Annotated in this window: 24 protein-coding genes; 13 read left to right on the top strand and 11 right to left on the bottom strand. The window is 45.0% G+C overall.

The window, feature by feature from the left end; genetic code table 11:
• The first annotated feature begins 117 nt into the window (after positions 1–117).
• The gene (glnA, locus tag ACVBJC_RS01230) at positions 118–1,527 is read left to right on the top strand and encodes a glutamate--ammonia ligase (protein ID WP_447158901.1); all 1,410 of its coding nucleotides are present in this window, start codon (positions 118–120) and stop codon (positions 1,525–1,527) included.
• Between the two features lie 100 nt (positions 1,528–1,627).
• On the opposite strand, the gene ACVBJC_RS01225 is transcribed toward glnA, so the two are convergent.
• A complete protein-coding gene (locus tag ACVBJC_RS01225) occupies positions 1,628–2,635 on the bottom strand; it encodes a WD40/YVTN/BNR-like repeat-containing protein (protein ID WP_447158902.1) in 1,008 nt (335 codons plus the stop codon).
• 242 nt (positions 2,636–2,877) lie between these two features.
• Here ACVBJC_RS01225 and ACVBJC_RS01220 point away from each other — a divergent pair, with 242 nt between their 5' ends.
• Positions 2,878–3,183 carry a hypothetical protein gene (locus ACVBJC_RS01220; protein ID WP_447158903.1) on the top strand — a complete coding sequence of 102 codons (306 nt, stop codon included), beginning with the start codon at positions 2,878–2,880 and terminating at the stop codon, positions 3,181–3,183.
• Positions 3,184–3,230: 47 nt separating this feature from the next.
• Here the strand turns inward: ACVBJC_RS01220 and ACVBJC_RS01215 are convergent, their stop codons facing one another.
• Positions 3,231–4,346, bottom strand: coding sequence for an aminotransferase class V-fold PLP-dependent enzyme (locus tag ACVBJC_RS01215; protein ID WP_447158904.1), 1,116 nt, complete (start codon positions 4,344–4,346; stop codon positions 3,231–3,233).
• A 1-nt stretch (position 4,347) separates the two neighbouring features.
• Complete coding sequence (locus ACVBJC_RS01210; RefSeq protein ID WP_447158905.1) at positions 4,348–5,523, bottom strand: PrnB family protein; 1,176 nt, start codon at positions 5,521–5,523, stop codon at positions 4,348–4,350.
• Positions 5,524–5,706: 183 nt separating this feature from the next.
• Here ACVBJC_RS01210 and ACVBJC_RS01205 point away from each other — a divergent pair, with 183 nt between their 5' ends.
• From ACVBJC_RS01205 to ACVBJC_RS01185, 5 genes are all read left to right on the top strand, one after another.
• On the top strand, positions 5,707–6,159 hold the full coding sequence (locus ACVBJC_RS01205) for an Lrp/AsnC family transcriptional regulator (protein ID WP_447158906.1): 453 nt from the start codon (positions 5,707–5,709) through the stop codon (positions 6,157–6,159).
• A gap of 87 nt (positions 6,160–6,246) precedes the next feature.
• Positions 6,247–6,849 carry a TetR/AcrR family transcriptional regulator gene (locus ACVBJC_RS01200; protein WP_447159132.1) on the top strand — a complete coding sequence of 201 codons (603 nt, stop codon included), beginning with the start codon at positions 6,247–6,249 and terminating at the stop codon, positions 6,847–6,849.
• 165 nt (positions 6,850–7,014) lie between these two features.
• Positions 7,015–8,172 (top strand): iron-containing alcohol dehydrogenase, encoded by a 1,158-nt coding sequence (locus ACVBJC_RS01195; RefSeq protein ID WP_447158907.1) that lies wholly within the window; start codon positions 7,015–7,017, stop codon positions 8,170–8,172.
• 110 nt (positions 8,173–8,282) lie between these two features.
• A complete protein-coding gene (locus ACVBJC_RS01190; RefSeq protein WP_447158908.1) occupies positions 8,283–8,960 on the top strand; it encodes a type 1 glutamine amidotransferase domain-containing protein in 678 nt (225 codons plus the stop codon).
• A 123-nt stretch (positions 8,961–9,083) separates the two neighbouring features.
• Complete coding sequence (locus ACVBJC_RS01185) at positions 9,084–9,707, top strand: glutathione S-transferase family protein (protein ID WP_447158909.1); 624 nt, start codon at positions 9,084–9,086, stop codon at positions 9,705–9,707.
• 194 nt (positions 9,708–9,901) lie between these two features.
• Here ACVBJC_RS01185 and ACVBJC_RS01180 read toward each other — a convergent pair whose 3' ends face one another.
• Positions 9,902–10,588: an MliC family protein gene (locus tag ACVBJC_RS01180; protein ID WP_447158910.1), complete on the bottom strand. Its 687-nt coding sequence runs from the start codon at positions 10,586–10,588 to the stop codon at positions 9,902–9,904.
• A 258-nt stretch (positions 10,589–10,846) separates the two neighbouring features.
• On the opposite strand from ACVBJC_RS01180, the gene ACVBJC_RS01175 reads away from it, so the two are divergent.
• The 3 genes from ACVBJC_RS01175 to glnG all read left to right on the top strand — a co-directional run bounded on the left by ACVBJC_RS01175 (position 10,847) and on the right by glnG (position 14,012).
• Positions 10,847–11,395, top strand: coding sequence for a DUF4124 domain-containing protein (locus ACVBJC_RS01175; protein WP_447158911.1), 549 nt, complete (start codon positions 10,847–10,849; stop codon positions 11,393–11,395).
• A 149-nt stretch (positions 11,396–11,544) separates the two neighbouring features.
• Complete coding sequence (glnL, locus tag ACVBJC_RS01170) at positions 11,545–12,585, top strand: nitrogen regulation protein NR(II) (RefSeq protein ID WP_447158912.1); 1,041 nt, start codon at positions 11,545–11,547, stop codon at positions 12,583–12,585.
• A gap of 17 nt (positions 12,586–12,602) precedes the next feature.
• A complete protein-coding gene (gene glnG / locus ACVBJC_RS01165) occupies positions 12,603–14,012 on the top strand; it encodes a nitrogen regulation protein NR(I) (protein WP_447158913.1) in 1,410 nt (469 codons plus the stop codon).
• A gap of 110 nt (positions 14,013–14,122) precedes the next feature.
• Here the strand turns inward: glnG and fieF are convergent, their stop codons facing one another.
• Both fieF and ACVBJC_RS01155 read right to left on the bottom strand, forming a co-directional pair.
• Positions 14,123–14,992 (bottom strand): cation efflux pump FieF, encoded by an 870-nt coding sequence (gene fieF, locus ACVBJC_RS01160; RefSeq protein WP_447158914.1) that lies wholly within the window; start codon positions 14,990–14,992, stop codon positions 14,123–14,125.
• A gap of 181 nt (positions 14,993–15,173) precedes the next feature.
• Positions 15,174–15,662, bottom strand: a complete 489-nt coding sequence (locus ACVBJC_RS01155; protein WP_447158915.1) for a Spy/CpxP family protein refolding chaperone — start codon at positions 15,660–15,662, stop codon at positions 15,174–15,176.
• A 231-nt stretch (positions 15,663–15,893) separates the two neighbouring features.
• Between ACVBJC_RS01155 and ACVBJC_RS01150 the strand changes: the two genes are divergently transcribed.
• On the top strand, positions 15,894–16,577 hold the full coding sequence (locus ACVBJC_RS01150) for a response regulator (RefSeq protein ID WP_447158916.1): 684 nt from the start codon (positions 15,894–15,896) through the stop codon (positions 16,575–16,577).
• Entirely contained in the window at positions 16,578–17,948 is a 1,371-nt protein-coding gene (locus ACVBJC_RS01145; RefSeq protein WP_447158917.1) for an ATP-binding protein, read from the top strand.
• 29 nt (positions 17,949–17,977) lie between these two features.
• On the opposite strand, the gene ACVBJC_RS01140 is transcribed toward ACVBJC_RS01145, so the two are convergent.
• Positions 17,978–18,625: a TetR/AcrR family transcriptional regulator gene (locus ACVBJC_RS01140; RefSeq protein ID WP_447158918.1), complete on the bottom strand. Its 648-nt coding sequence runs from the start codon at positions 18,623–18,625 to the stop codon at positions 17,978–17,980.
• Between the two features lie 121 nt (positions 18,626–18,746).
• On the opposite strand from ACVBJC_RS01140, the gene ACVBJC_RS01135 reads away from it, so the two are divergent.
• Positions 18,747–19,634, top strand: coding sequence for a LysR family transcriptional regulator (locus ACVBJC_RS01135; protein WP_447158919.1), 888 nt, complete (start codon positions 18,747–18,749; stop codon positions 19,632–19,634).
• 93 nt (positions 19,635–19,727) lie between these two features.
• On the opposite strand, the gene ACVBJC_RS01130 is transcribed toward ACVBJC_RS01135, so the two are convergent.
• From ACVBJC_RS01130 to ACVBJC_RS01115, 4 genes are all read right to left on the bottom strand, one after another.
• Complete coding sequence (locus ACVBJC_RS01130) at positions 19,728–20,834, bottom strand: hypothetical protein (RefSeq protein WP_447158920.1); 1,107 nt, start codon at positions 20,832–20,834, stop codon at positions 19,728–19,730.
• Between the two features lie 133 nt (positions 20,835–20,967).
• On the bottom strand, positions 20,968–22,212 hold the full coding sequence (locus tag ACVBJC_RS01125) for a hypothetical protein (RefSeq protein WP_447158921.1): 1,245 nt from the start codon (positions 22,210–22,212) through the stop codon (positions 20,968–20,970).
• Positions 22,213–22,508: 296 nt separating this feature from the next.
• Complete coding sequence (locus ACVBJC_RS01120) at positions 22,509–22,862, bottom strand: cytochrome c3 family protein (protein ID WP_447158922.1); 354 nt, start codon at positions 22,860–22,862, stop codon at positions 22,509–22,511.
• Between the two features lie 28 nt (positions 22,863–22,890).
• Positions 22,891–24,411 carry a flavocytochrome c gene (locus ACVBJC_RS01115; RefSeq protein ID WP_447158923.1) on the bottom strand — a complete coding sequence of 507 codons (1,521 nt, stop codon included), beginning with the start codon at positions 24,409–24,411 and terminating at the stop codon, positions 22,891–22,893.
• Positions 24,412–24,430: the final 19 nt, after the last annotated feature.

Below are 24,430 nucleotides of genomic sequence, written 5' to 3'. Positions count from 1 at the left end.
TCAGTTAGTTACAAATTTGGCATAAGTCTCGCTTTAAGAATGCCAGAATCGCATTAAGCGCTAAATATTAAAGATAAAACAAAGGGACGCCCCTTTACCCTACTCGGAGACTTTAGAATGTCAGCAGAATCAGTTTTACAACAACTAAAAGAATTAGAAGTTAAGTTTGTTGATTTACGTTTTACCGATACGATAGGTAAAGAGCAGCACGTAACCATTCCAACTCACCAAGTCGATGCTGACTTTTTTGAAGACGGTAAAATGTTTGACGGTTCTTCAATCCAAGGTTGGAAAGGCATTAATGAATCAGACATGGTATTGATGCCAGATCCTGCAAGTTTTGTACTTGACCCTTTCACGGCAGAAACTACTGCTAACATTCGTTGTGACATCCTAAACCCTGGCACAATGACCGGTTACAACCGTGACCCACGCTCTATTGCTAAAAAAGCAGAAGACTACCTACGTTCAACAGGTATTGCTGACACCGTATTGGTAGGTCCTGAGCCAGAATTCTTCCTATTTGACGATGTTAAGTTCGGCGCTGACATGTCTGGTTGTTTCTACAAGGTTGATGCTGAAGAAGCAGCTTGGAACTCAGGTACTAGCTACGATGGTGGCAACAAGGGTCACCGTCCAGGCGTGAAAGGTGGTTACTTCCCAGTAGCACCAGTAGACTCTTCACAAGACATCCGTAGTGCTATGTGTTTAGTGCTAGAAGAGATGGGTCAAGTTGTTGAAGCGCATCACCATGAAGTTGCTACAGCGGGCCAAAACGAGATCGCGACACGTTTCAACTCACTAACACTTAAGGCCGATGAAGTTCAGGTACTTAAGTATGTTGTTCACAACGTGGCCCACGCTTACAACAAGACAGCGACATTTATGCCTAAGCCAATCGTTGGCGACAACGGTAGCGGTATGCACGTGCATCAGTCTCTTGCGAAAGATGGCGTTAACTTGTTCGCAGGTGACAAGTACGGTGGATTGAGCGAAACAGCTCTATTCTACATCGGTGGTGTGATTAAGCATGCGCGTGCAATTAACGCATTTGCTAACCCATCGACAAACTCATACAAGCGTCTTGTACCACACTTCGAAGCGCCTGTTATGCTTGCTTACTCAGCAGCTAACCGCTCTGCTTCTATCCGTATCCCAGTGGTACCAAGTGCAAAAGGTCGTCGTATCGAAATCCGTTTTGGTGACCCAGTGGCTAACCCATACTTAGCGTTCTCTGCAATGCTAATGGCTGGCCTTGACGGTATCCAGAACAAGATCCACCCAGGTGAAGCAATGGATAAAGATCTATACGATCTTCCAGCTGAAGAAGCAGCAGAAATCCCAACAGTTGCCACTTCACTAGAAAATGCACTTGAGTGTCTAGACGCTGACCGTGAGTTCCTAACTCGTGGCGACGTATTCACTAACGACTTTATCGACTCTTACATCGCCCTTAAGTCTGCTGATGTTGAGCGCATCAACCAAACAACTCACCCAGTAGAATTCGAGCTTTACTACAGCTTGTAATCCTCTGAGTGACCCGCTAACCACTCGTAAGTGATTAGTCTTTAAAGCCCTAAACAGTCATGTTTGGGGCTTTTTTATTTAGCAGGTAAATGACTAATCTTTAAAACTGATACACCGCAACACGGCCATTATGCCCTGCAGCAACTAGTGTATTGCCCTCGATAGCCAAAGTAAAAAATCCCTGAGACTCACCGTTAATCAGCAGTGGCTGCCAACTATAACCATGATCATGAGAAATATCGGTTGATAGCTTACCGGTGGCAATACAGGTTTCTTCGTAGCACACCATAGCGCTGCGCAAACCTGGGGTTGTGCCGGGGGCTTTATGCCACACATAGCCTTTTTTATACACCATATTGGCAGCATGCTTATCACGCTGCTGATAATCGCCTCCCAGTACAAATAGATCATCTAGATGATTAAATGCCAGCGCATAACCACCGGCAGTTTGAGTATCATCATAAAGTGCGATTGGATGCCGACGCCAATGCGTGCCTGAATCGGCGGTAAGGTAGACTGAGCTACTATATCCTCCGGTAGTAAACCAGGCGCGGCCTCTCTTGCCAACAACTAAGGTGTTACCGCTAGCGGCAAACGCGACCTCTTTATCAAGCATTTTGGGTAACCCACCTTTCGCCACTCGCTGCCAAGATTTTCCGCCATCGGTTGTACGCAAAATCACATAGCAACCACCAACCGGATCACCCAGCAATAAGCCGTTATTACGATCCCAAAAGGCGATTGAATTAAAAAAGCCGAGTTCATCTGGATTATCAAATATTAATTGCCAACTTAAACCCTGATTTTCGGTGATATACAGCTTAGATAAGCCCCCTTCACCCGCGCCCATAACAATGGCAGTGTTGGCATCGAATACTTCAATATCGCGAAAGTCAGTCAAAGGGTGATGTTTTACCGACACATCTAACCAGGTGTTACCTTGATCTTTGGAGATATAAACACGGTTATCTGTTCCCGTAACCCAAGCAACCCCATCAAGTATGGCGCTACCTCTCAAAGCGGCATTGGCCCCAAGCGTTTGCACATTCCAATCCATGGATGAGGTACTGAAGCAACATAAGCTAAGTAACAGTATGAATATCTTCATTTAATTTCCTTAAAAACGGCATCATAAATACTATCGGCCAATCATAGGTAATAGGCAAGCCTAAAGGTGGCAAGCATTTAGCCCATTATTGCTCGCTCACATAAACATCAGTTTATTAGCCTAAGCTAAATAAAGCATGATTAAACAACAAGTTAATAACAAGTATTGCTGGACACTGGCCACACGATAGCCTAAATTAAAAGTGTGACGAAGATCACCATTTAAGTAATAAGGAACCTACTATGAGAAAAACAGCCACTCGAGTAACACTATTAAGTGCAGGACTACTACTTTCCACCACAAGCCTAGCCGCGATGAGCCCGATTGCAGAATGTAACGATTGCTCAAGCCAAGCAGCACTAAAAGCCGCAGAATCACAACAAAGCGACAGTGTTTTCGTGGTTGATTTTGTGAATCGCACCGCCAAAAAGTTTGTCACCGATGACCAAGGCAGCGCATTACTGACCAAGCTTTCAGTTGGTGAGCTAAGTCAGCTCAATCAAGAATTCAATTACCGCAAAGTACATTTAAGAGCGGTAAAACCATAAGTTAACAGTGACATGTCAGGCCTTAACATTAAGGCCTGTTTTTCTTTTTATACGTTTTTTATCACAGACAGAAGCCGCTCAATATCGGCCATATCATTATAAATATGCGGTGACACACGAATACCTTGGCTCCGCAGATCCACGCTCACATTCGCCTGTTGCAATGCTGCTAACACCTGTTGTTGCTTAGCGCCAAAATCTAAAATCAACGTACCACTGCGCTTTGCCTCAAGCCTTGGAGATACAAACTCCTGCTCAAACTGTTCTGCAACCACATCGATTAACCATTGGTTATGCTCACGAAGCTTATGAGAACCTATATTGGCAAAGTAACCTATGCTATGCGCCGCTATCGCATAGGGAGCAATCGAAGGTGTACCGCCCCAAAACTTAAGTGCGCTTTGGTGATAACGAAAATCGTGAATATCAAACTCAAACGGATTTTCATGGCTAAACCAGCCCACATCTTTTGGCTGGCAGTGCTCAATATGCATTGCGTTTATCCATAAATAAGCTGCGCCCGGACCACCACATAACCACTTAACACTTGAGCCGATTAAGAAGTCAGGCTGCAGAGCCTGTAAGTCTAACGGCACGATACCTGCCGATTGCGCCACATCGAGTAGGGTTAATACATTTTTAGATTTTGCAGCATTAACAATTTCTTCGACAGGGGCTTGCTGCCCCGTGTTGGAATACACATGGCTGACAAACACTAAATCGATATCGGCACTAATATGTGACTGCCAGACCTCGGCATCGGTAATATCTAAAGACTTAGGAATAAAGCGCAACTCACAGCCCTGTGGCAGGGCTTTTTTAAGCGCAAACCCCATACTTGGGAAGTCAATTTCACTCATCAGAACGACTGCATGCTGCTGATTAAGCCGCTCTAACGACATCACCAACTTAGTCAGCGCGCTAGAGAGATTAACCTGAGGACAAAACTCCTCGACGCGCGCATTAAACAACTTAGCCAGCCCCTGACTAAATTGTTCAATCACCTGCAACCAATCATGCCAGGGCTCTTTTCCCGATGTTTGCCAAGGCGCAAAAAACTGCTTTGAGAACGCTTGCTCGGCATCTTTCAATGGCCGACCCACCGAATGGTTAAGCAGGTAGCTCCCTGGCGATAAACTAAAATCATCTTTAAAAGACTGCATATTACTCTGCCTCCAAACTCGCTTTTAGCGTGCAAATATCATCAAAACGAGTTCGGATATCACTACGTTTAGCAGCGGCTCTTCTATCGCGTAATTTTTCTAGCGAGTTAAGCAATACCGGTAATGGTGGGCCACTGGCGGTGACTTTTGACATATGTTGCTGCTGCATATTTTTTGAAGGCTGAGCAATATACTTAGATACCAGCTCATTATGATGCTGAATCGCCGTTTGCCCGTGTAATTCACATACCTCCAAAAACAACTGAAGATTTTGCTGGTACCATTGCTCGTGACGTAAATGACTCATGCCCAGTAACGCATCCATAAAGCTGGTTCGGCGCATACAGTCACGTAAAATGCGTTGATCTTCAGGCATCATGTATAAAAACTTATCCACCAGCATCTGCGAGTAACCGGGCTCGTTTGCAGCGCATAAGCCCAGCAGCATATCGATAACGTTGATCCCGGCAAAATCCCCCGCATTAGCGCCGCGATAAACTTGGCTACCTACACGATAAGGTTTGTAATAGGGTCTCACGCAATAGAAGAAGTCATCGGCATCAAGCTGCAAAAACAAGACTCGGTTTGATTCAATCACATCTTGTAAGGCTTGCTTAGCGACGTTCAGCAGATCAGAGGCAATGGGATGATCTATGCCTAACGGCTGAATTTTTAACAGTGCATCGGCGGCACGCTTATAAGCCAAAATGCCTTTGGTGTTATAATCAACAAACAGCTTCTCGGCAGCTAAATCAGTAAAGCGTTTATACACCCCCTGGTGTGCACGGTTATGGGTAGTAAGGTGCGCCGTGGCAAATCTTGGGGTCACACCAATAGAGGCGCCAATATGCATAGCAAGGGTAGACGCCTCTGTCAGTGGTGATACGGTTTCTCGTGAAGGCTCGGTAATTTCGTGCCTACGGCATGCCGCCATATACAGGCCAACATTACCAAGCAGATCAAAAGCATGATCAAAGCCTTCGTCAGTATTTCCCTCGGCCAGCAAACTGGCTATCAGCTGGCGCCCTTCAGATTCAAGTTGCAGCTTTAAGTGCTCGCCAACACCTTCAACATTAGCCCTGTCGCTCTGCTCAGCGTAAAGCGATTCAAGCTCACTATTGAGTTCAACAAAACGAGTGCGGATCCAATGATCGAATGCCTGAGTATTTTGCGTCATCTATTAGTCCTTATTTTTATTTTTTCGATGAGACTGTGCAGTAATCTATAGTCACTTAGCCTAGCAGGATCCCTATGGTGTAAATCGATAAACTGGCGCGAATAACTTCCATTTAAGGTCGAGATCCCCTATAAAATGGTTAATTGATACCGATTTTCACCACAAAAAATAAAAAGGCCTCCAATGGATAACAAGGACCGCAACATACTCGCCATATTACAACGTCAAGGCCGTATCGCGATTAGCGAGCTCGCTGCCAAATTAAATATGTCGGATACCCCCTGCCTTCGCCGCGTGAGAAAGCTAGAGCAAACGGGTGTGATTAGCGGTTATGCGGCGCAAATCGATCCTAAAGAAGTTGGGCTTAACGTAGTGGTGTATGCTTTTGTACGCCTCAAAGAAAATTCAGATCAACATGCAATTGTGTTCGAAGAAAGCATGGAAAATCTCGAGCAAGTCATGGAATGTTCAGTGGTCACCGGTGCCCACGATTACCTGCTAAAAATCGTTGCTAGCGACCTGCTCAGTTATGAAAGCTTCGTAAAAAAGTCGCTTGGCAGCTTAAGCTGTATCGCCGGGATCGAATCTACCGTCGTGTTAAAGCAAAACTTCTCGCGCAATACATTGCCGCTATAGCGGCATTCACGCCCCTAAAAATAACTGATAAAAAAAACACTAGACGACCGGTCTAATTGTGTTAGTCTGTTTACTATGAAAACAAGTATCAAAACAGATCCTCAGCAAACACGTCAGCATATTATCGACTCAGGATACAGCCTGATTTCGAGCAAAGGCTTTTCCAATGTCGGTCTATCGCAGATCTTAAAATTTGCCGATGTGCCTAAAGGTTCTTTTTACCACTACTTCAAATCCAAAGAGCAGTTCGGTGAAGAGGTGATTAACAGTTACTTTAAAACTTACTTAAGCAGTATCGACAGCCTATTTGCGCCAGAGAATGGCTCAGGCTTAGAGAGATTGATGAGCTACTGGTTACGCTGGCAAAGCACCCAAAGTGATGCCTGTATCGACCAAAAGTGCTTAGTGGTCAAACTCAGTGCCGAAGTCTCAGATCTATCAGAACCCATGCGCCTTGCCCTAGACAAGGGCTCATCAGCGGTTATTGCTCGCCTTGCGAGCTGTATTGAAGCTGGAATAGAAGATGGCTCTCTGACTGCAATGAATGCAGCCTATACCGCAGAAACCTTATACCAGATGTGGTTAGGTGCCAGTTTAAGAAATAAATTAACCCGTGATCCCAATGTCATCACACGCGTATTACAGATGACTCAAGCCCTGCTAGCTAATCCTGTTTCGGTATTGAAGTGATCTAAAGTGAAATGCTCTTCACTGAAATAATCAGCAAATTTATCTCCCCCGCCTATGCTTATACCTGTTGATGGCGGGCATTTTTTTAACCGTTTACTAGACGACTGGTCTACTAAATGTTAGGCCTTAGTATCATTCGACAATTAGTCGACTATAGGAAAGATTATGTACAGCTTCGATTACTACAACCCTACTCACATTAGTTTTGGTGAAGGAAAAATTGCTGAACTGGATAACTTAGTCCCACAAGATGCAAAGGTCTTAGTGTTGTTTGGCGGCAACAGCGCCAGAAGCACAGGTACTCTCGATGAAGTAAAGGCTGCGCTTAAGCAGCGTGAAGTTGTTGAATTTGGTGGTATCGAGGCGAATCCAACCTACGAAACATTGATGCAAGCGGTCGAAGTCGTAAAACAGCAAAATATCGACTTTCTCTTAGCAGTTGGTGGTGGCTCGGTTATCGATGGCACCAAGTTTGTGGCAGCTGCCGCGCTATTTGAAGGTGAGCCATGGGACATTCTTTTAAGCTGGGGCGCTAAGGTCACTCAAGCAATGCCATTCGGTACGGTTCTGACCTTGCCTGCCACGGGTTCTGAGATGAATAGCGCCAGCGTGGTTACCCGTAAAGAGTTCCAAGCTAAACTCTCTTTTATGAGCAATCACGTCTTTCCAAAATTTTCAGTATTAGACCCAAGCAAAACCTTCACATTACCAGAACGCCAAGTCGCTAACGGCGTTGTCGATGCTTTTATTCACATCACTGAGCAATACCTTAACTACCCTGTTAATGCGCCAGTGCAAGACAGATTCGCCGAAGGCTTGCTTCAAACCCTAATCGAATTAGGGCCAAAAGCCCTAAGCCAACCTCAAGACTTCGATGTACGTGCCAACCTGATGTGGGTGGCAACAATGGCACTGAGCGGCGTGATAGGTAAAGGCGTGCCACATGACTGGGCAACACACATGATTGGCCATGAAATTACCGCGCTTTACGGTGTTGACCATGCCCGTACTATCGCGATGATTTTACCGGGTATGCTCGATGTTCGCCGAGAAGCTAAGCAAGAGAAGTTACTGCAATATGCCGATCGCGTTTGGGGAATTAACCAAGGCTCGGTTGATGAAATCATCGATGCGGCGATAAGCAAGACCCGCGACTTTTTTGAAGCGATGGGCATTAATACTCGCCTATCAGACTACGATTTAGACAGTAGCAGTATCGATGAGATCATTAGCAAGCTTGAAGCCCACGGCATGACGGCTTTAGGTGAAAAACAAGATGTTGATCTGGCTATGAGCCGCAAGATTTTAGAACGTAACTTATAACTCTTAATAATTAAACAGATACAAACTTAACAGAGACCTCAGCTAACTGGCAGGCATCACGTAATAAGGATGCCGCTATTGGCAAACCAACAGATAAAAAGGACGACAAAATGAAGATATTGATGGTACTGACCTCACACGACAAACTTGGCGACACAGGCTTAAAAACAGGCTTCTGGCTCGAAGAATTTGCCAGTCCTTTTTATCGCTTTAAAGACAGTGGCTGTACTGTCACCTTAGCTTCACCTGCTGGCGGACAACCACCAATAGACCCTAGTAGCGAGCAGCCGGACTTTCAAACGGCAGCGACCGATAGATTCAATCAAGATGAACAGGCCAAGCAGCAACTGGCAACCACTAAAGTGTTAGCTGAGATAAACCAAGCTGATTACGACGCGATTTTCTATCCAGGTGGCCATGGGCCATTATGGGATCTCACTAACGATGATCACTCTATCGCATTAATAGCCGCTTTCTACCAGGCTAAAAAGCCTGTAGGACTTGTGTGTCACGCACCGGGGGCACTTAAAAATGTGAAAAACCCCGATGGCACGCCTTTAGTTGCTGGCAAGCAAGTGACAGGATTTACTAACGGTGAAGAGGCGGCAGTGCAGCTGACTGATATCGTGCCTTTCCTCGTGGAAGATATGATGCTGGCAAATGGCGCGCTGTATAGCAAAGGCGATGACTGGAGTAGCTACTTGGCGGTCGATGGCAACTTAATCACTGGCCAAAACCCAGCTTCTTCTGAAGTGGTGGCCGATGAGATCATCAAGCAACTGAAGTAACTCAAGTAGCTAACTTCTGACTACACTCTTGACTACATGAACTATGGCGCGATTAACTTCGCGCCAGATTCTATCTTTCGCACAGAACTTCTTAATAGCTCTTATTAATTGTAAGGACCGCCAATGATCACTCTGCATCATTTAAATAAGTCTCGCTCAAAACGTATCATCTGGTTACTTGAGGAACTTGGGGTAGATTATCAAATAAAAGCCTATCAACGAGATAGCCAAACTTTCCTAGCGCCGCCAGAACTCAAAGCCATTCATCCACTAGGCAAGTCACCTGTGATTGAGTATCAACAGCAAGTGATTGCAGAATCAGGCGCAATTACCCAATACCTTATCGATAACCATGCAGCAGGAACGCTCGCACCAGAAAAGGGCAGCCCTGATTATGTTGAGTATCTACAATGGCTTCACTTTGCAGAAAGTTCAGCAATACTGCCTTTATTACTGAGAATGTTTGTCGCCAAAGACGGCTGTCAAACCAACTTCTTAGAGGGCTACGCTGCCATTGAGTCTGAAAAAATTCTTAGCTACGTCAATCAATCGCTTGAAGGTAAGCGTTACCTTGTCGCCGACAAGCTTACTGGCGCGGATATCATGATGTCGTTTATCGTTGAGCTACTCGTGGCCAGTGGTGAAGCTGAAAAGTACCCGCATATTGCCACTTACGCTAAGCAGCTTGGTCAGCACGCCAATCACATTAAGGCTGGCGAGATTGAGCAGCAATACGATAAAAGCTAGCTGTTAGCTGTCAAAAGCTAAAAATGAATATTCAATAGAAAGGCAGCCATAAGGCTGCTTTTTACATAAGCTAATTATGATATTCAGTTTAACGATTCACTTTAGTGCGCCGTCGACTTACGTGACTAAGATTAACTTATGTCGACGGCACAGGCTTACTTAACTAGCACTAACTTAGTGTAGCTGGCACTAACTTACGGAACGGGTACTAACTTAGTAGCAGGCACTGACTTACGTAACTGGCACTGGTAACGTTCACCGAGGTACTGCACGCTGGCTTCGCCTTGATGCTCCCAAAATTCAAAGTTACGTCCCTGGTATTTCGCGCCGCTACCGCTACGCACATTGGTTGCTAACAGCTGTTGTTCACCCATTTTTTCACTCGAAAAGGTAAATACCGCAGTAACCGGATCGAGCTGGGTATAAAAAACCGCAGTGATCTGTGGATGATTATCACAATCAAAAACTACGGCTGCAGGCACCTCTAACAATCCACCTTGGATCTGTAATTCAATAATCCGGCTTTGATAATTTTGTAATACGCACTCACGTACATCTTGCGCCTTCCAACAATCATTACGACCTTTAATCCAGCCTCTTTGCATCGCCTTAGGCTGCTCTGCTGCGGGAATATTAACAACCGCCGCTTGATAAACCTGCGCCATTTTCTGATCTAACACCGCTAACTCGGGATCATTGCAGATTAAAGTTTCAACTTGTCCCTGAGCCTTAGCGCAATCAAAAGCCGGAGCAACATGTTGATGGCCATCAACTGTAGCAGCACTGTCGACTGCCGCTATCGCTGGAGCTGTTTGAGTCGTTTGAGTCGAATCACATGCAGCCAACAATAATAGGCTACTCACTAACATCGTTTTTTGCATCTGTTATCCTTATGTGTTGCCAGCAATAATCTAAGCTAATTGATAGCCATCTTACTGCTAAATTACTGCTAAATTACTACTAATTTACTGCTAAAAACTGGCTATCAACAAGATGCCAATCAAGTGAAATGAGCTTATCACTCAAGACAGTCAGCTTCTGCACGACCCCTCGCGGTATAAAATCACCACAAAGTTCATGATTTTTTATGTTAAAACAGCTAATCTTCGGTATCAAACCCTGTAACAAAGGATGTCACAATGCGTGCTGGCTTTATACTACTTATGCTACTGGTTACAACGCTTGCTCATGCGACGGTTTATAAGTGGGTCGATGAAAATGGTAACGTTCATTTCTCTGATGAACCGGTAAAAAATGCTGAAGTGGTCGAATTTAAAGAGAACACTCAAAACAGCCTTAAATTACCAGAAGTCTCCGTACTCCCCGGCACGACAAGCGATTCCGAAGCCGTTAAGCCTCTTTATAAAATGAGTATTGCCTCTCCAACTGAAGAAGAGTCTATCCGCAGCAATGATGGCGATATTACCATTATCACCAATATCACTCCGCAGATCGCAGCAGCACATCAATTAGCGCTCTACATGGACGGCAATCAGATAGGCAGCAAGCAAACCATCGGCATATTTAAGCTGAAAAACATTAATCGTGGTGAACATACCTTTGCTGTTAAGGCTTTCGATCAGAACGGCAAAATAATTGCATCGACTTCTACCAGAACGATTTTTCTTCATCGGACGTCGATTTATGGGCCTGCTCGCTTAAAACCTCAGCCTAGAGATAATGGGTAAATACCTTTTAATATAAAAGCTTAGGATTATATTGATTTAGTCTACATTCCGATGAAGTCCAGTTGCAGGGTGCACCACTTTGGTGCACCATAGTGGTGCGATCAACTGAAATGCCCAAACAGGTGCATGCGCATAATTCGGAGTAGCTGATGGATACAAGTTTATTGCTCAACCATTTAGTAACGGCGGTAATCGTTACCAATGAAGAGCTTGAGTTACTCTACGTGAATGCGGCCGCCGAGCAGTTGCTCGGTGTGGGCAGTCACCGCCTTAGCGAACACCCTTTACCCGAACACTACCAATTACTCGGTGTCGATCCTCAAGTGCTAAAATTGGCAATTTTCGATGGTCAAGGCCTGAGTATTAATACTGTCTCTTTAGTCACCCTTGATGGTCAGCAACATACTGTCGATGTCACGCTCACGCCACTTGAGCAAGAACAGAACCTTGCTCTGATAGAATTTCGCCAAGTAGATCAACAGCGCCGCATCCATCAACAGTTGACTCAAGATGCTCAGCAGCAGGCTGCGCAATATTTAGTGCGTAACCTCGCCCATGAAATCAAGAACCCATTAGGCGGATTGCGTGGCGCTGCGCAGTTGCTATCTCGTGAGCTAAAAGAGCCTGAGCTTAACGAGTTTACCGATCTTATTATTGAGCAAGCAGATAGACTACGTAACTTAGTCGACCGTTTGCTCGGCCCACAAAAGCCGACGCAGCATAGCCTGTTTAATATTCATCAAGTCATCCAAAAAGTCGTCAAGTTAGTCAATGTCACCCTACCTGATAACATTGAGCTCACCCAAGATTATGATCCCTCTATTCCTGATATTGAGATGGATCCGGACCAACTGCAGCAAGCTATTCTCAACATTGTGCAAAATGCGATTCAAGCCTTAGAGCCTATGGGTGGGCATATTCGCCTGAAAACCCGTACTCAACACCAGATCACCATAGGTACACAGCGCCATAAGCTAGTGCTGATGTTATCGGTCATCGACGACGGTCCAGGCATACAGCCCGAGCTAATGGACACGCTGTTTTACCCTATGGTCACTGGTCGTGAGCAAGGCTCAGGTTTAGGCCTATCTATTGCTCATAATTTTGCTCGCTTGCACGGTGGACGCATAGATTGCGACTCAACCGTAGGCCATACCGAATTTACCATTACCTTACCCATCAATAGTTAATAAGAGGAAAACACTCAATGGCTGAACAAGTTTGGATCCTCGACGACGATAGTTCGATACGCTGGGTATTAGAAAAAGCACTACAAAGCGCTAAATTTAGCTGCGCCAGCTTTGCCGCAGCCGAATCGCTGTGGCAAGCCTTAGAGATGGCGCAGCCTCAAGTGATTGTGTCAGATATCCGCATGCCCGGCACCGATGGCTTGACTCTGCTGGAGCGCCTACAAAATCATTACCCGCATATTCCTGTCATCATCATGACGGCACACTCCGATCTCGACAGCGCAGTGAGTGCCTATCAGGCAGGTGCATTTGAATACCTACCTAAACCTTTTGATATCGATGAAGCGATATCTTTAGTCGACCGTGCGCTCACCCACGCTAAAGAGCAAACATCGAGTATCATCGTTGAAGAGCCGCTAGTCGCCACACCAGAAATCATTGGTGAAGCCCCTGCGATGCAGGAAGTCTTTCGCGCCATTGGCCGCCTTTCTCGTTCTTCAATTAGCGTATTGATTAACGGCCAGTCGGGTACGGGTAAAGAGCTCGTTGCCAGCGCACTGCATAAACACAGCCCGCGTAAAGGTAAGCCGTTTATTGCCATCAATATGGCAGCCATCCCTAAAGACTTAATTGAATCAGAACTTTTTGGTCACGAGAAAGGCGCTTTTACTGGTGCAGGCAGTGTGCGACAAGGCCGTTTTGAACAGGCCAATGGCGGCACTCTCTTCTTAGATGAAATTGGTGATATGCCGCTCGATGTGCAAACTCGACTATTACGTGTGTTAGCCGATGGGCAGTTTTACCGTGTTGGCGGCCACTCACCGGTACAGGTAGACGTGCGTATTATCGCAGCGACTCACCAAAACCTTGAACAGCTGGTGCAGCAAGGGGATTTTCGTGAAGACCTGTTTCATCGCTTAAATGTCATTCGTGTGCACCTGCCGCCACTGTCTCAGCGTAGAGAAGATATCCCACAACTTGCGCGTCATTTCTTGATGATTGCCGCCAAAGAGATTGCCGTTGAGCCAAAAATGCTAACCAAAGAGACCGCGACTAAACTGTCGCAGCTTCCTTGGCCCGGTAACGTACGTCAGCTTGAAAACACCTGTCGCTGGTTAACCGTCATGGCCTCGGGACAAGAGATCTTACCTCTAGATCTACCACCTGAGCTATTGCAAGAGCCTAAGCTCAATAGTACACCAAGCAGCGATAGTGATGACTGGCAAGGCGCATTGAAGCTGTTTATCGATCAACGTCTCAGCGACGGCGACAGCGACTTGCTAACCGAAGTGCAGCCCGCATTCGAGCGGATATTACTGGAAACTGCGCTTAAACATACTAATGGCCATAAGCAAGAAGCGGCCAAACGTTTAGGCTGGGGTCGCAACACCTTGACCCGAAAACTGAAAGAGCTAGAGATGGATTAACGAGATTTTCAATGCTTGTAGTAAAGAATCCACCTTCTGAAGAAGGTGGTTTAGGGCTGAAAACAAAAAGGAGAGCCACAGGCTCTCCTTTTTTGCTTATACGCTAACGGCTACACCGGATCTTGGTGAATAATCACCTCTGACTCCACAAACTCTTTGCGCACCCGCTCGGAGGTTTCTACCGCAATTTTATGTGCCTGATGCAAGCTCAACGTCCCGTCGAGTTCGAGATGAAACTGAATAAACATGGTCTTACCCGACTCGCGGGTGCGTAAATCATGGATCCCTTTGACTTGAGGATCTTGCTTAGCTAAATGCGTAATTCTCTCCCGAGTCTCATCATCAAGTTCTCTATCTAACAAAGACTGCACCGAACGATAAGCCAGCCCCACCGCTTGCTGACCAATAAACAACGCAATTAATACCGCAAATAAACCATCAGCCCACCACCAGCCATATTGAGATAAAACCAGTGCCAGTAATACCGCCGCGTTTAAGAATAGATCCGACTTATAATGCAGCGCATCGGCTTCAACAACAGTGCTTGAGGTCGCAGCTAAGGCTCTTTTCTGCAGCATAACCAATGCCAGTGTCAGCAAAATTGCGATAACAGAAACAATCACCCCCAACGTGGCGTGCTGCACCTCTACCGGATTAATCAGGCGTTCGCTGCCGTGCAACATCAGAAAGAAAGCAGAACCTAAAATAAAGGCTGATTGCGCTAACGAGGCTAACGGCTCAGCTTTACCATGCCCATAGCGATGATCTTGATCCGCAGGCACGATAGCGTAGCGGATTGCAATAAAGTTAACGATTGATGCAAGCGCGTCAGCAAAGGAGTCGGTCAATGAAGCCAGCATACTGGCGGAACCAGAATACATCCATGCTGCAAGTTTGATGGTAATAAGGGTTAACGCTGTCGCAACCGCTGCGCGGCTGGCCAGCTTAACCCAGAAGTCATATTGGGAAGTGTCATTCATAAAATCTGTTTACTAATATAGTAAGGGAAACACAGACCTTAAGTTTATAACAAACCTGAGGGAAAAACTGATGTTTCCCCTCAAGTTAATAGCAATCGACCTAATAGAGAAAAACAATTAACCTCTATTACACCCAAGTGGCTTGGGTAGCTGGTGCAATCGTGTTCAAAGCATAAGCTAATTATCTTTTATGATGCTTAGCAAAACGCTGTTTGAATTTTTCTTGCTGCTCAGGTGTTAGCAACTGATACGCTTGGTTTTGCAACTTCAGCATATTAACGGCCTTTTGCTGACGCGCTTCTTGTTTAGCGGCTAATGCCTGCTTCACTTCAGCTTCGTTAAAGTTAGCTGCAGTAATAAAACCTAACATCTGCTGTTTTTGTGCCGCGCGCGCTTCTTTAGAAGGACGATTTTGTTTCATCTCGTCACGATGCGCACTAAATAGCGCTTTCATCTCAGTCTTCTGCTCATCGGTTAAGTCCAAACCGCGAAACATCTTGCGCAGGTCGTGATGGCCGCCACGCTCGCTTTGCATCTGGTGATGGCCATTCTTGCCATGCCCATCACGTGAGCCATCTTGGTCATCGGCAGCATTTACACCAGCGGTTAATAATGCGGTGCTGGCCACTATGGCAAGCAAACCTGCTTTAAACGTATTCTTTTTCATCATGGTAGCCTCATTTGAATTTGCTCAGCACTGCTAAGCTTGATTTGACGCTTATCAGTTTAGTCTACTCAATGTAAGCTTGGGTTTGTACAGCGTAAAGCTCTGTAAAGCTGTTTAAATGAGGCTCGATAATGCCAAGAGCTGCCGTTCTTTACGTTGAATTACACTCCTAAACTGCAATTGACATCAAACAGGGTATACTCGCCACAGTAAGAGTACATTAGAAGGTTAAATATGAGCCGTATATTATTGATAGATGATGACTTAGGTCTATCTGAATTGCTTGCACAACTGCTAGAACTTGAAGGCTTTGAACTGACACTGGCCCACGATGGGCAGTCAGGGTTAGATCTGGCCATAGAGCAGCAGTTCGACCTTATTTTACTCGATGTAATGCTACCTAAACTCAATGGGTTTGAAGTCTTGCGCGCGCTGCGCAGCAAGAAACAAACACCGGTACTGATGCTAACCGCCCGAGGTGATGAAATCGACCGTGTAGTGGGTTTAGAGATCGGTGCCGATGATTACCTGCCGAAGCCGTTTAACGACCGTGAACTGGTTGCACGTATTCGTGCCATTATCCGTCGTACTCATATTCAATCAAACGAAGCAACGCAGACAACACATCAGTACGGCGATATTAATTTAGATCCCGCACGCCAAGAGGTGCACTGCCAAGATCAGCTCATCATTCTCACCGGCACTGAATTTAGCTTACTGTTTGAATTGGTTAAGCATGCCGGTGAACTGGCCAGCAAAGAAGTCTTAAGCGAAAAAGTGCTCGGTAAAAAACTGATGCCTTTTGACCGCAGTTTAGACATGCATCTTTCTAACTTACGCAAGAAGATGCCTGAACGAGACGACGGCCGCCCACGTGTGAAAACGATTCGTGGTAAAGGCTATATCTGGTTACCTTAAATGCAGCTGAGAAAAACCCCCAACAATATATTCGTTAAATTACTACTGGGCTTTTGGCTCTGTAGCTCACTGATCATCGCGCTCATTGGGCTGCTGCCTTTATTGCAGCAAAACCATGATCAATCAGCACTGCCACCTCCGCTTGAACGTATGCTTGAAAAAAGTGCCGAGCGTATTAGTGCAAATCCGCAGGTTCTGGGCACTGAAAAGCTCAAACATTTAAGCCGCTTTAAAGAATTTAAAGGCCGGCCGGCCCGCATCTATTTGGTCGATGAGTACGGCAAGGTACTCAATACCCATAAACAATCTCGAGCTTTAAGACGCTTTATGCTGATGGCCGATGAAGCTGGCCATCCGATTAAACACCAATTTAAAGACGAGCTGATTTTCGGCCCCTATAACTTTGACGTTGAGGGCAAGCCTTTCAGCCTATATGGCCGTTTACCAGAACATCATCCACGGCCCTGGTTCTTCTTCTTTATCGATAATAAAATCTTAACCCTTAGCATCGCGATTTTACTATCAGGGTTATTATGTGGCTTATTTGCCTGGCATTTAGGTAAGCCATTACGCTCACTCAAACGCAGTGCTGATGCACTTGCCGGAGGCGATTTAAGTCACCGGGTCGATATGGCAACAGCCCATCGAAACGATGAAATTGGCCAGCTTGCTCAAGCCTTTAATGGTATGGCCGACTCGGTTGAAAATATGGTTAAGAGCCAACAAAGATTGATCAGCGATATCTCTCATGAGCTGCGCACACCACTGACAAGGCTAAAATTGTCTTTAGCGCTAAGCCGTAAAAAAGGCCAAGAAACAGCTGAAACCGAGCGGATTGAGTATGAAGCAGATCAACTTGAGCAGATGATTGCCGAGCTGTTAGAGCTGTCTAGAGTCAAGCTTAACGCTAACGAAAACAAGCGCAGCCTTGAGCTTGCTGAAATCTTAAGCCAGGTATTAGACGATGCCGATTTCGAAGCTCAACAGCAAAAAAAGCAGCTGCATATCGACATAGATGAATCAATTACGCTGCCGCTTTATCCTCGGCCTTTATGCCGAGCGGTTGAGAACTTACTGCGTAACGCCATCCGCTATGCCAACACGCAAGTCTCGATTCAAGCATTTGCCAGTGGCAGCAGCATACAAATTGAGATTATCGATGATGGCCCAGGCATTAGCGACGAAGCTGACTTAGAAGCGATTTTCGAGCCTTTCTATCGCCCACAGTCTGCGCGCGATAGAGAGTCCGGCGGCTGGGGCTTAGGTCTCGCGATTGCTAAAGCCGCCATTCAAGCCCATCAAGGTAAGATAAAGGCAGACAACCATCAAGCTCACGGATTGAAAATAAGTATCAGCCTACCGATGGAATAACCATTATCCATTACAATGATGGATAATAACTAAGCAGCGTTTGCCGCGGGCTCGAGTCTGGTTAACCAGCAGGCATAATCTGCCTGCTTAGGAATACGTTTATCTGAGTGCCCCATCAACTGCGCTAGGGCATAGCTAAATTGATAGTACAAACCCGCGTCATCATATTGCTTGCCCGCATCGTCGCAGTTGATTTGAGCGCCGCGCAGATAGTTGGCAACCAGCTCTGCACGGTTAAAGCCCTCGACCACCCCAACAGACTTGATGAGATCGTTATTCCACTGTATATACTCACCATAAACCTGTTCGAATGCCTGACGGTTATCATCAGTGACTTGCTCTAACAGCTCTGGGTTAGGCATCACACGGGAAATAATAAAACGGTCATATAGCAGATCGTCATGCAGTCCCCAGCAATGGTGCATCAAGAAGCGGGTTAAATAGTCTTGATAAACAGCGTCATCAATCGCGGCTCTTTCAAGGCGTTTTCTAAAATGTGCCGTAGCAACTGCCACGACTAAATCTGCTTCACTTGGAAAATGATTGTAGATGGTGCCTTTGGAGATCTGACTCGCTCCAACCAGGTGAGAACGGCACAAATCAAAGCTTTTATGCCCTCTTAAGCAGCGCTCCGCAATGTCGGTTAAATAGCTTTCTCGCTGTTGCCAGTTACTCATGTCGACCTCTTCACAAATCTAACAATCAATATAATTTAAGTTCACATTCATAAAATAGCAGCCTAGGTATCAAGCGGGTATTGAGTAATACTGATAGCATCATGAATAAACTCAATAGCCCATGTTAAAAATTGAACTATTAGAAAGCTTTATTGCGGTAGTTGAATGCGGAAACCTTTCCAAAGCTGCTGAGAAACTTTGCCGTACACAGTCAACGATAAGCCTGCAAATCAAGAAGTTAGAAGAGAGCGTTGGTAAGCCTTTGTTACTTAGAGATAACAAAGGTGTCACCATGACCGAGTCTGGTAAGACGCTGCTTAACTACGCTTATAAGATGCTGCAACTCAGTTCGCAGGCGATTGACGAGCTAAAAGATTGTCAAAACCGTGAAGTCATACGGCTCGGAGTGCCAACTGACTACATCAATCGTTATTTAGGCAGCTTCTTATTAGAGTTTATTCGCGAGTTTACCTGTATCGAATTAGTCATCGATACCGATGTCAGTGGCAATCTCTATAAGCGTCTACATAATGGCGAATTTGATGTGATTGTTGCGACTCATTGGCAAACACCCGCAGCGGGTCATGGCGAGTTACTATTTGAGCGACGTTTTCATTGGGTTGCAGCCAAAGACGGCAGCGCCCATAAGCGCGAAACGGTACCGATGGCGTTATATCCAGAAAACTGCCCTATTCGGGCGCAAGTTTTTGCTAATCATCAGATCTCAATGCGCCCCATGAGTGTGCTACTTTCTACGCCCTCACCAACGGCTATGTGTATGGCCGTTGAAAATGATTTAGTCATAGCGCCCATTGCTGAGTTTCGCATTAGCGATAAGATGCAGATCCTCGATCCTATCGAGCATAACATTCCGCCATTACCGACCTTTAATGAGTCGCTGTATATCAACCCAGAGACACAAACTGATGCAACAAATCAGTTAATCAACTTGATCAAGGCCAATGTGCTAGCGCTAGGTGAAGCCACTCAAGCGCAAATGCTTAGCTAAACTGGCTTGAGGCTTAAAGTAAAAATGCCAACGAGAACGTTGGCATTTTTGTATCTGAGCTTAAATAACTAACTTAAATAAACACTTAAATAATTAAAAATAGTAAGCTAGGTTGATATTAAAGCGGTGATCCCAATTATCATTAGTTTCGACTAACCCCAAACTATTGCCCCCAAGCCAAAGCACATTCTTCGCCATATAATGGTCCACATACACAAAGACGGGACCATAGGCTAGCGATACCCCTGTGGAGTTTAGTATGGAGTCATCAAACTCTTCAAAGTCTGGCTGTATCATACTGAAATCGTTATACACAGTTAGGCTACCCCACGAGGTGCCAATACTTTTAGACAAGTTAGCCGTATAGATATTACCTTTACTTGCGACTTCATAGAATCCACCTAGCATACCCATACCAATTTTATCTGGGTCGATTTGGCCATCGTCATACTGGTCAAAATCAAAGGCTAAGTACTGTGCTTGAAAGCCCCAACCGGCATAGTTCATATCAAGGTGCACTGCATAATTTAGCGTATCGCCATTCTCACCAAACTCTGAGTTATATAGCTGACCATACTCAACTGACGCACCCAATATTGTGGTTAGCTCACCACTGGTTAAGGTAAAGCTTTGGCGCGCAACCAGAGTATTGGTTTCTTCGTTGTTATAACTAGTACCATCGACAGTGCCCTTAGCCACAGTACCCGCAAAATCGCGGTGATCAGTGCCGCCGTAAACCGCGTTTTTAATAAAGGCAAATTCAGATAATGAAACCCCATTTTGGTACTGAGCACTGACACCCACGCCATAATCGTCTTCAAAACCCATGTAATAGTTTAAGCTGTACCACCAGTTATGAGATGCGTAGCCTTTATTACCAAAGGGTTTACTAATGACACCACCATTAATGGTGAGATCTTTATTTACATCCCAAAAAGCATAACCGTATTTTAAATGATCATAACCATCATAAAAACGGTACTCCGCTTTAACGCCAATGTCATTCCACTTATCTGAAAAAGTAATAGAAAGAAGATTGAAGTCAAAATCACCCATTTTATCTTTTGATGGCTCGGAATAATCACTGTAACTATAATTTGCCCGAACAGAGCCACCAATATTAAGATCATCTGCAACCGCTGTATGACTTGCCAAAGCCATTAATATTGACAATGGTATTGCTGTATTTAATTTATTCATCTGAAACATCCATTTCATGTAAAATAAATATAAATTGCGTTAATACGTACAACGTCATCATATTAATACAATTTATATTTCAATATCGCCATAAAAAGTGGCAAGGTCATTGCCACCCATACTTATCAAATGACTACCATTTAACTTTGGTTAAGTCGCATTGAATCACTTCACCGCGTTTAGCAGGTGTGCCTGGGTTATTTGCTGATTCACACAACAAAGTCGTTCCGTAGTCATTGCGTTTGTCGTTGGCATTACTGCGGGCCCATACCGATACAATCGCGCGCTCTTCAGGCTTCGCTTCACAACTACCATCAACATCAAATGCGTGAATCGTATTTTGATGGAAGTAGATCAATGGATCTTGCTCGCTGCTGCCAGACAGCCACATTGTTTGAGAGTTGTGCTGTCCCTCATCAAACTGCACCCGACGCACCTTGTCGTCCTCTTTAACTGTGCTAACTAATGGTGAGTCTTCACGGATAGCCATAGTTTTAAATTGATTGGTGCAAGCAGGTACACGCATGTTGTAGTACATTTCAGAAACCGCATGGTTATGGAACGGATACAAGGTATCAACTGACTGAACCGTCATGCCGACTTCTGCCCCCACCTTTTCACCATTAATTTCGTCAATACGCAATAAACCCCAATGACCAAAAATTTCTGCATAGGCATAACCACCGCGAATATTATTGAAATTCTTATCATTTCGCTTACTTTCTTCGGCATACATAGGGAACCAGCCAGCTGCTGCCCACAAGTTAGGCAATGAGTTAGCGCTAATGTCGTAAGGGAATACAGCCGGCATTTTCACTTCATCACCGGTGACCATTTTGTAGAAGTTTTTAGTAAAGCTTTTGCCGTATTGCTGCACTTGTTTATCGGTCACTTTCTTATCGAAAAACTCGTCAAAAGTCGTACGACTAAAATGCTGTGCCACTGGAGAATTCTTGCTGAGCTCGCCACCTGGGTTATAAATCCAACTCACATCTTCTCGTGCACCAAAACACTTCTTTGCTTCATCGCTATTGTTAATCACTTGGTAGATGTTTTTAACCATCAGCTTCATATCGCGTCTGTCCATCACGCACATATGTTGCCCACCCTCAGTAGAGTCAACCATTGCGGTATCTGAATTTAAACAACCACTGGCTTGGCCATTGGTTAATGCAATAGCGTAAGCCTCTAAATACGTTAATGTTTCATCCCACAAAATATCAATATACTTTTGATCTTTAGCGCTGTATTGAGGGGAATCACCTAAACACTGAAATTGAGCACTATTAATATCGTTTTTATCTAGAAAGTCAGGAATATCAGCTGCCACAACACTGTTTGATAAAAGTATTGTTGCGAGCACCAGTTTACTATTCATACATCACCCTATTGGTTTAAATTATAATTTTTAATAACTATATAAATACTATATTTGGAATGGTTTCCAAAAATGGTCCGATAGCTAACTTTACTTATTAAAACCCAATATTTGTCACATATTAAAAACAAATGTAAAAGATATAAACAATATTAAAACATGCTTGTTTATTAAGGCTAAACCGTTTAAGCAGAAATAATTAAAAGACAAAAAAGGCCATAATTGAATTAATTATGGCCTTACTCATTATTCAGTGTCGTTGAGATGAAACGACACTAAAAATATTTGAGTTGAAGTTACTGCTGAAACTTATCAAACTTAAATGTATGACAGTTACTACATAATGGCTGCTTAGTGCCATGTTCGCTATGACACTCTTGGCAAGGAAGCTCTTTGCCGTAATGTAAGTTGTTGTGTGGGTTCTGCCACTTATCATCTTCACTACGTGCTGTTTGCTCTGCTAAGTCATCAACATCATGACACTGCAAACACGCTTGATCTGATGGAAATTGCTTGATGCCATTGTCATGACATGTTTTACAATCTTTACCGATCACTTCTTTATGGTGGTCACGTATTTCTACAGCTTGTGCAGATAGGGTTAGTAGGCAACCAAAGGTTAGCGCTAATACCGCTTTTAATTTACTCATCGCTCATTCCTCTTATTATCTGGCAAGTTTAGGCTTTCATCATGCTGCGCGCAGCCGTCATACCCATCACCATGCATTCAGGAATAGAGCAACTCCCTAAACGGCTCACACCATGAATACCACCACATACTTCACCGGCCGCATATAGGCCTGGGATAGCTTGCCCAGTAAAGCTGTCTTTTACTTCAGCGTTAGTGTTGATCTGCACACCACCTTGGCAGTAATGCACTTTTGGCCATAAGCGAACCACTGTGAATGGCGCCTCAATATACTTACCCTTTGCCTCTGTCATATTCTTACCAAACTGAGGATCATTTTGCGTTTTAACGTACTCGTTATACTCAGAAATTTGCTGCTTAAGCGGCGCTAATGGCACATCGAAATGCTTCGCAAGATCTTCAATTGAGTCAAACTTCCAACCCACATCGTACTTAAGCACTTTCTTGGTATTAGGATGCTTTTTAGAATCCTTATAGCTAGTGATCAAGATTGGAGGCAGAGCGTTACCTTGTGCATCACGACAATTTAGCTCGGCATCAGCACGGGTTTTACGGTCGGCAATCTCGTTCATGAAACGCTGACCGGTTAAACGGTTAATCGCCACTGAATGCGGGAAGTTATAAATAGAGTAGTTAGACACATAACCAAAACCACCTTCATCTGGTGATGCCCATGGGCCAGACTGGATATGTGCTAAGTGAACAGGAACCGCGCCTAGGCGGAACATTTCGTACATCCCTTCACCTGTAGCGCCAGGTGCGTTAGTACAACCTACTTCAGCTGTCAGCGTTGGGTCTTGCGCCATACGCAGATCAACGTTTTGCGCGAAGCCACCTGTCGCCATAATCACGCCACGTGTCGCACGAATATTACTGACTTTACCCGGCTGATCTTCACCAAAGTGATAATTGTCACGCATTTTCACGCCAACGACTTCACCTTTATCACCGACTAAGAAACCTTCAAACTTAGCACGGTTATGAGTATGCACACCTAATTTGCGACACTCATGCAGTAATGGCTGGGTGATCCCCGCGCCACAGCTCACTGTTGTTTGATAAGTACGTGCAACAGAGTGACCACCTAACTGCTGTAGGTATGGGTGATATTCAGAACCCGCATCTAAAGTCATCTGTAGCGCTTCTACAGCGTGTTCAGCTACGTGACGTAATAATGCCTCATCAGCAATACCACGGCCCGACTTTAACTGGTCGGCAACCATGATTTCTACAGAGTCTTTAACACCTTCTTGCTTTTGCATCGGTGTGCCCGGGGCTGCGAACAAACCACCGTTAATGGCAGAGTTACCGCCAAAATAAGACATCTTTTCGAAAATATGTACATCTTTTGCGCCTTTACGCGTGGCTTCAATCGCCGCCGCTAAACCCGCAAAACCTGAACCGATAATTAGGACTTCTACTTCTTGGTCCCATTTAACGCCATCCGCTTTCTCAGATACGGCCAATGCTGGTGCAGCTAGCGCCACGCCAGCTGCAGCTCCGAATCCTTTAATGAAATTACGGCGTCCTAGCAGATCTTTATTGCTCATCTGTCATCACCCTATTAGT

The organism is Shewanella sp. 0m-6, assembly GCF_052977325.1.
This window is presented reverse-complemented; position numbering and strand designations above follow the sequence as displayed.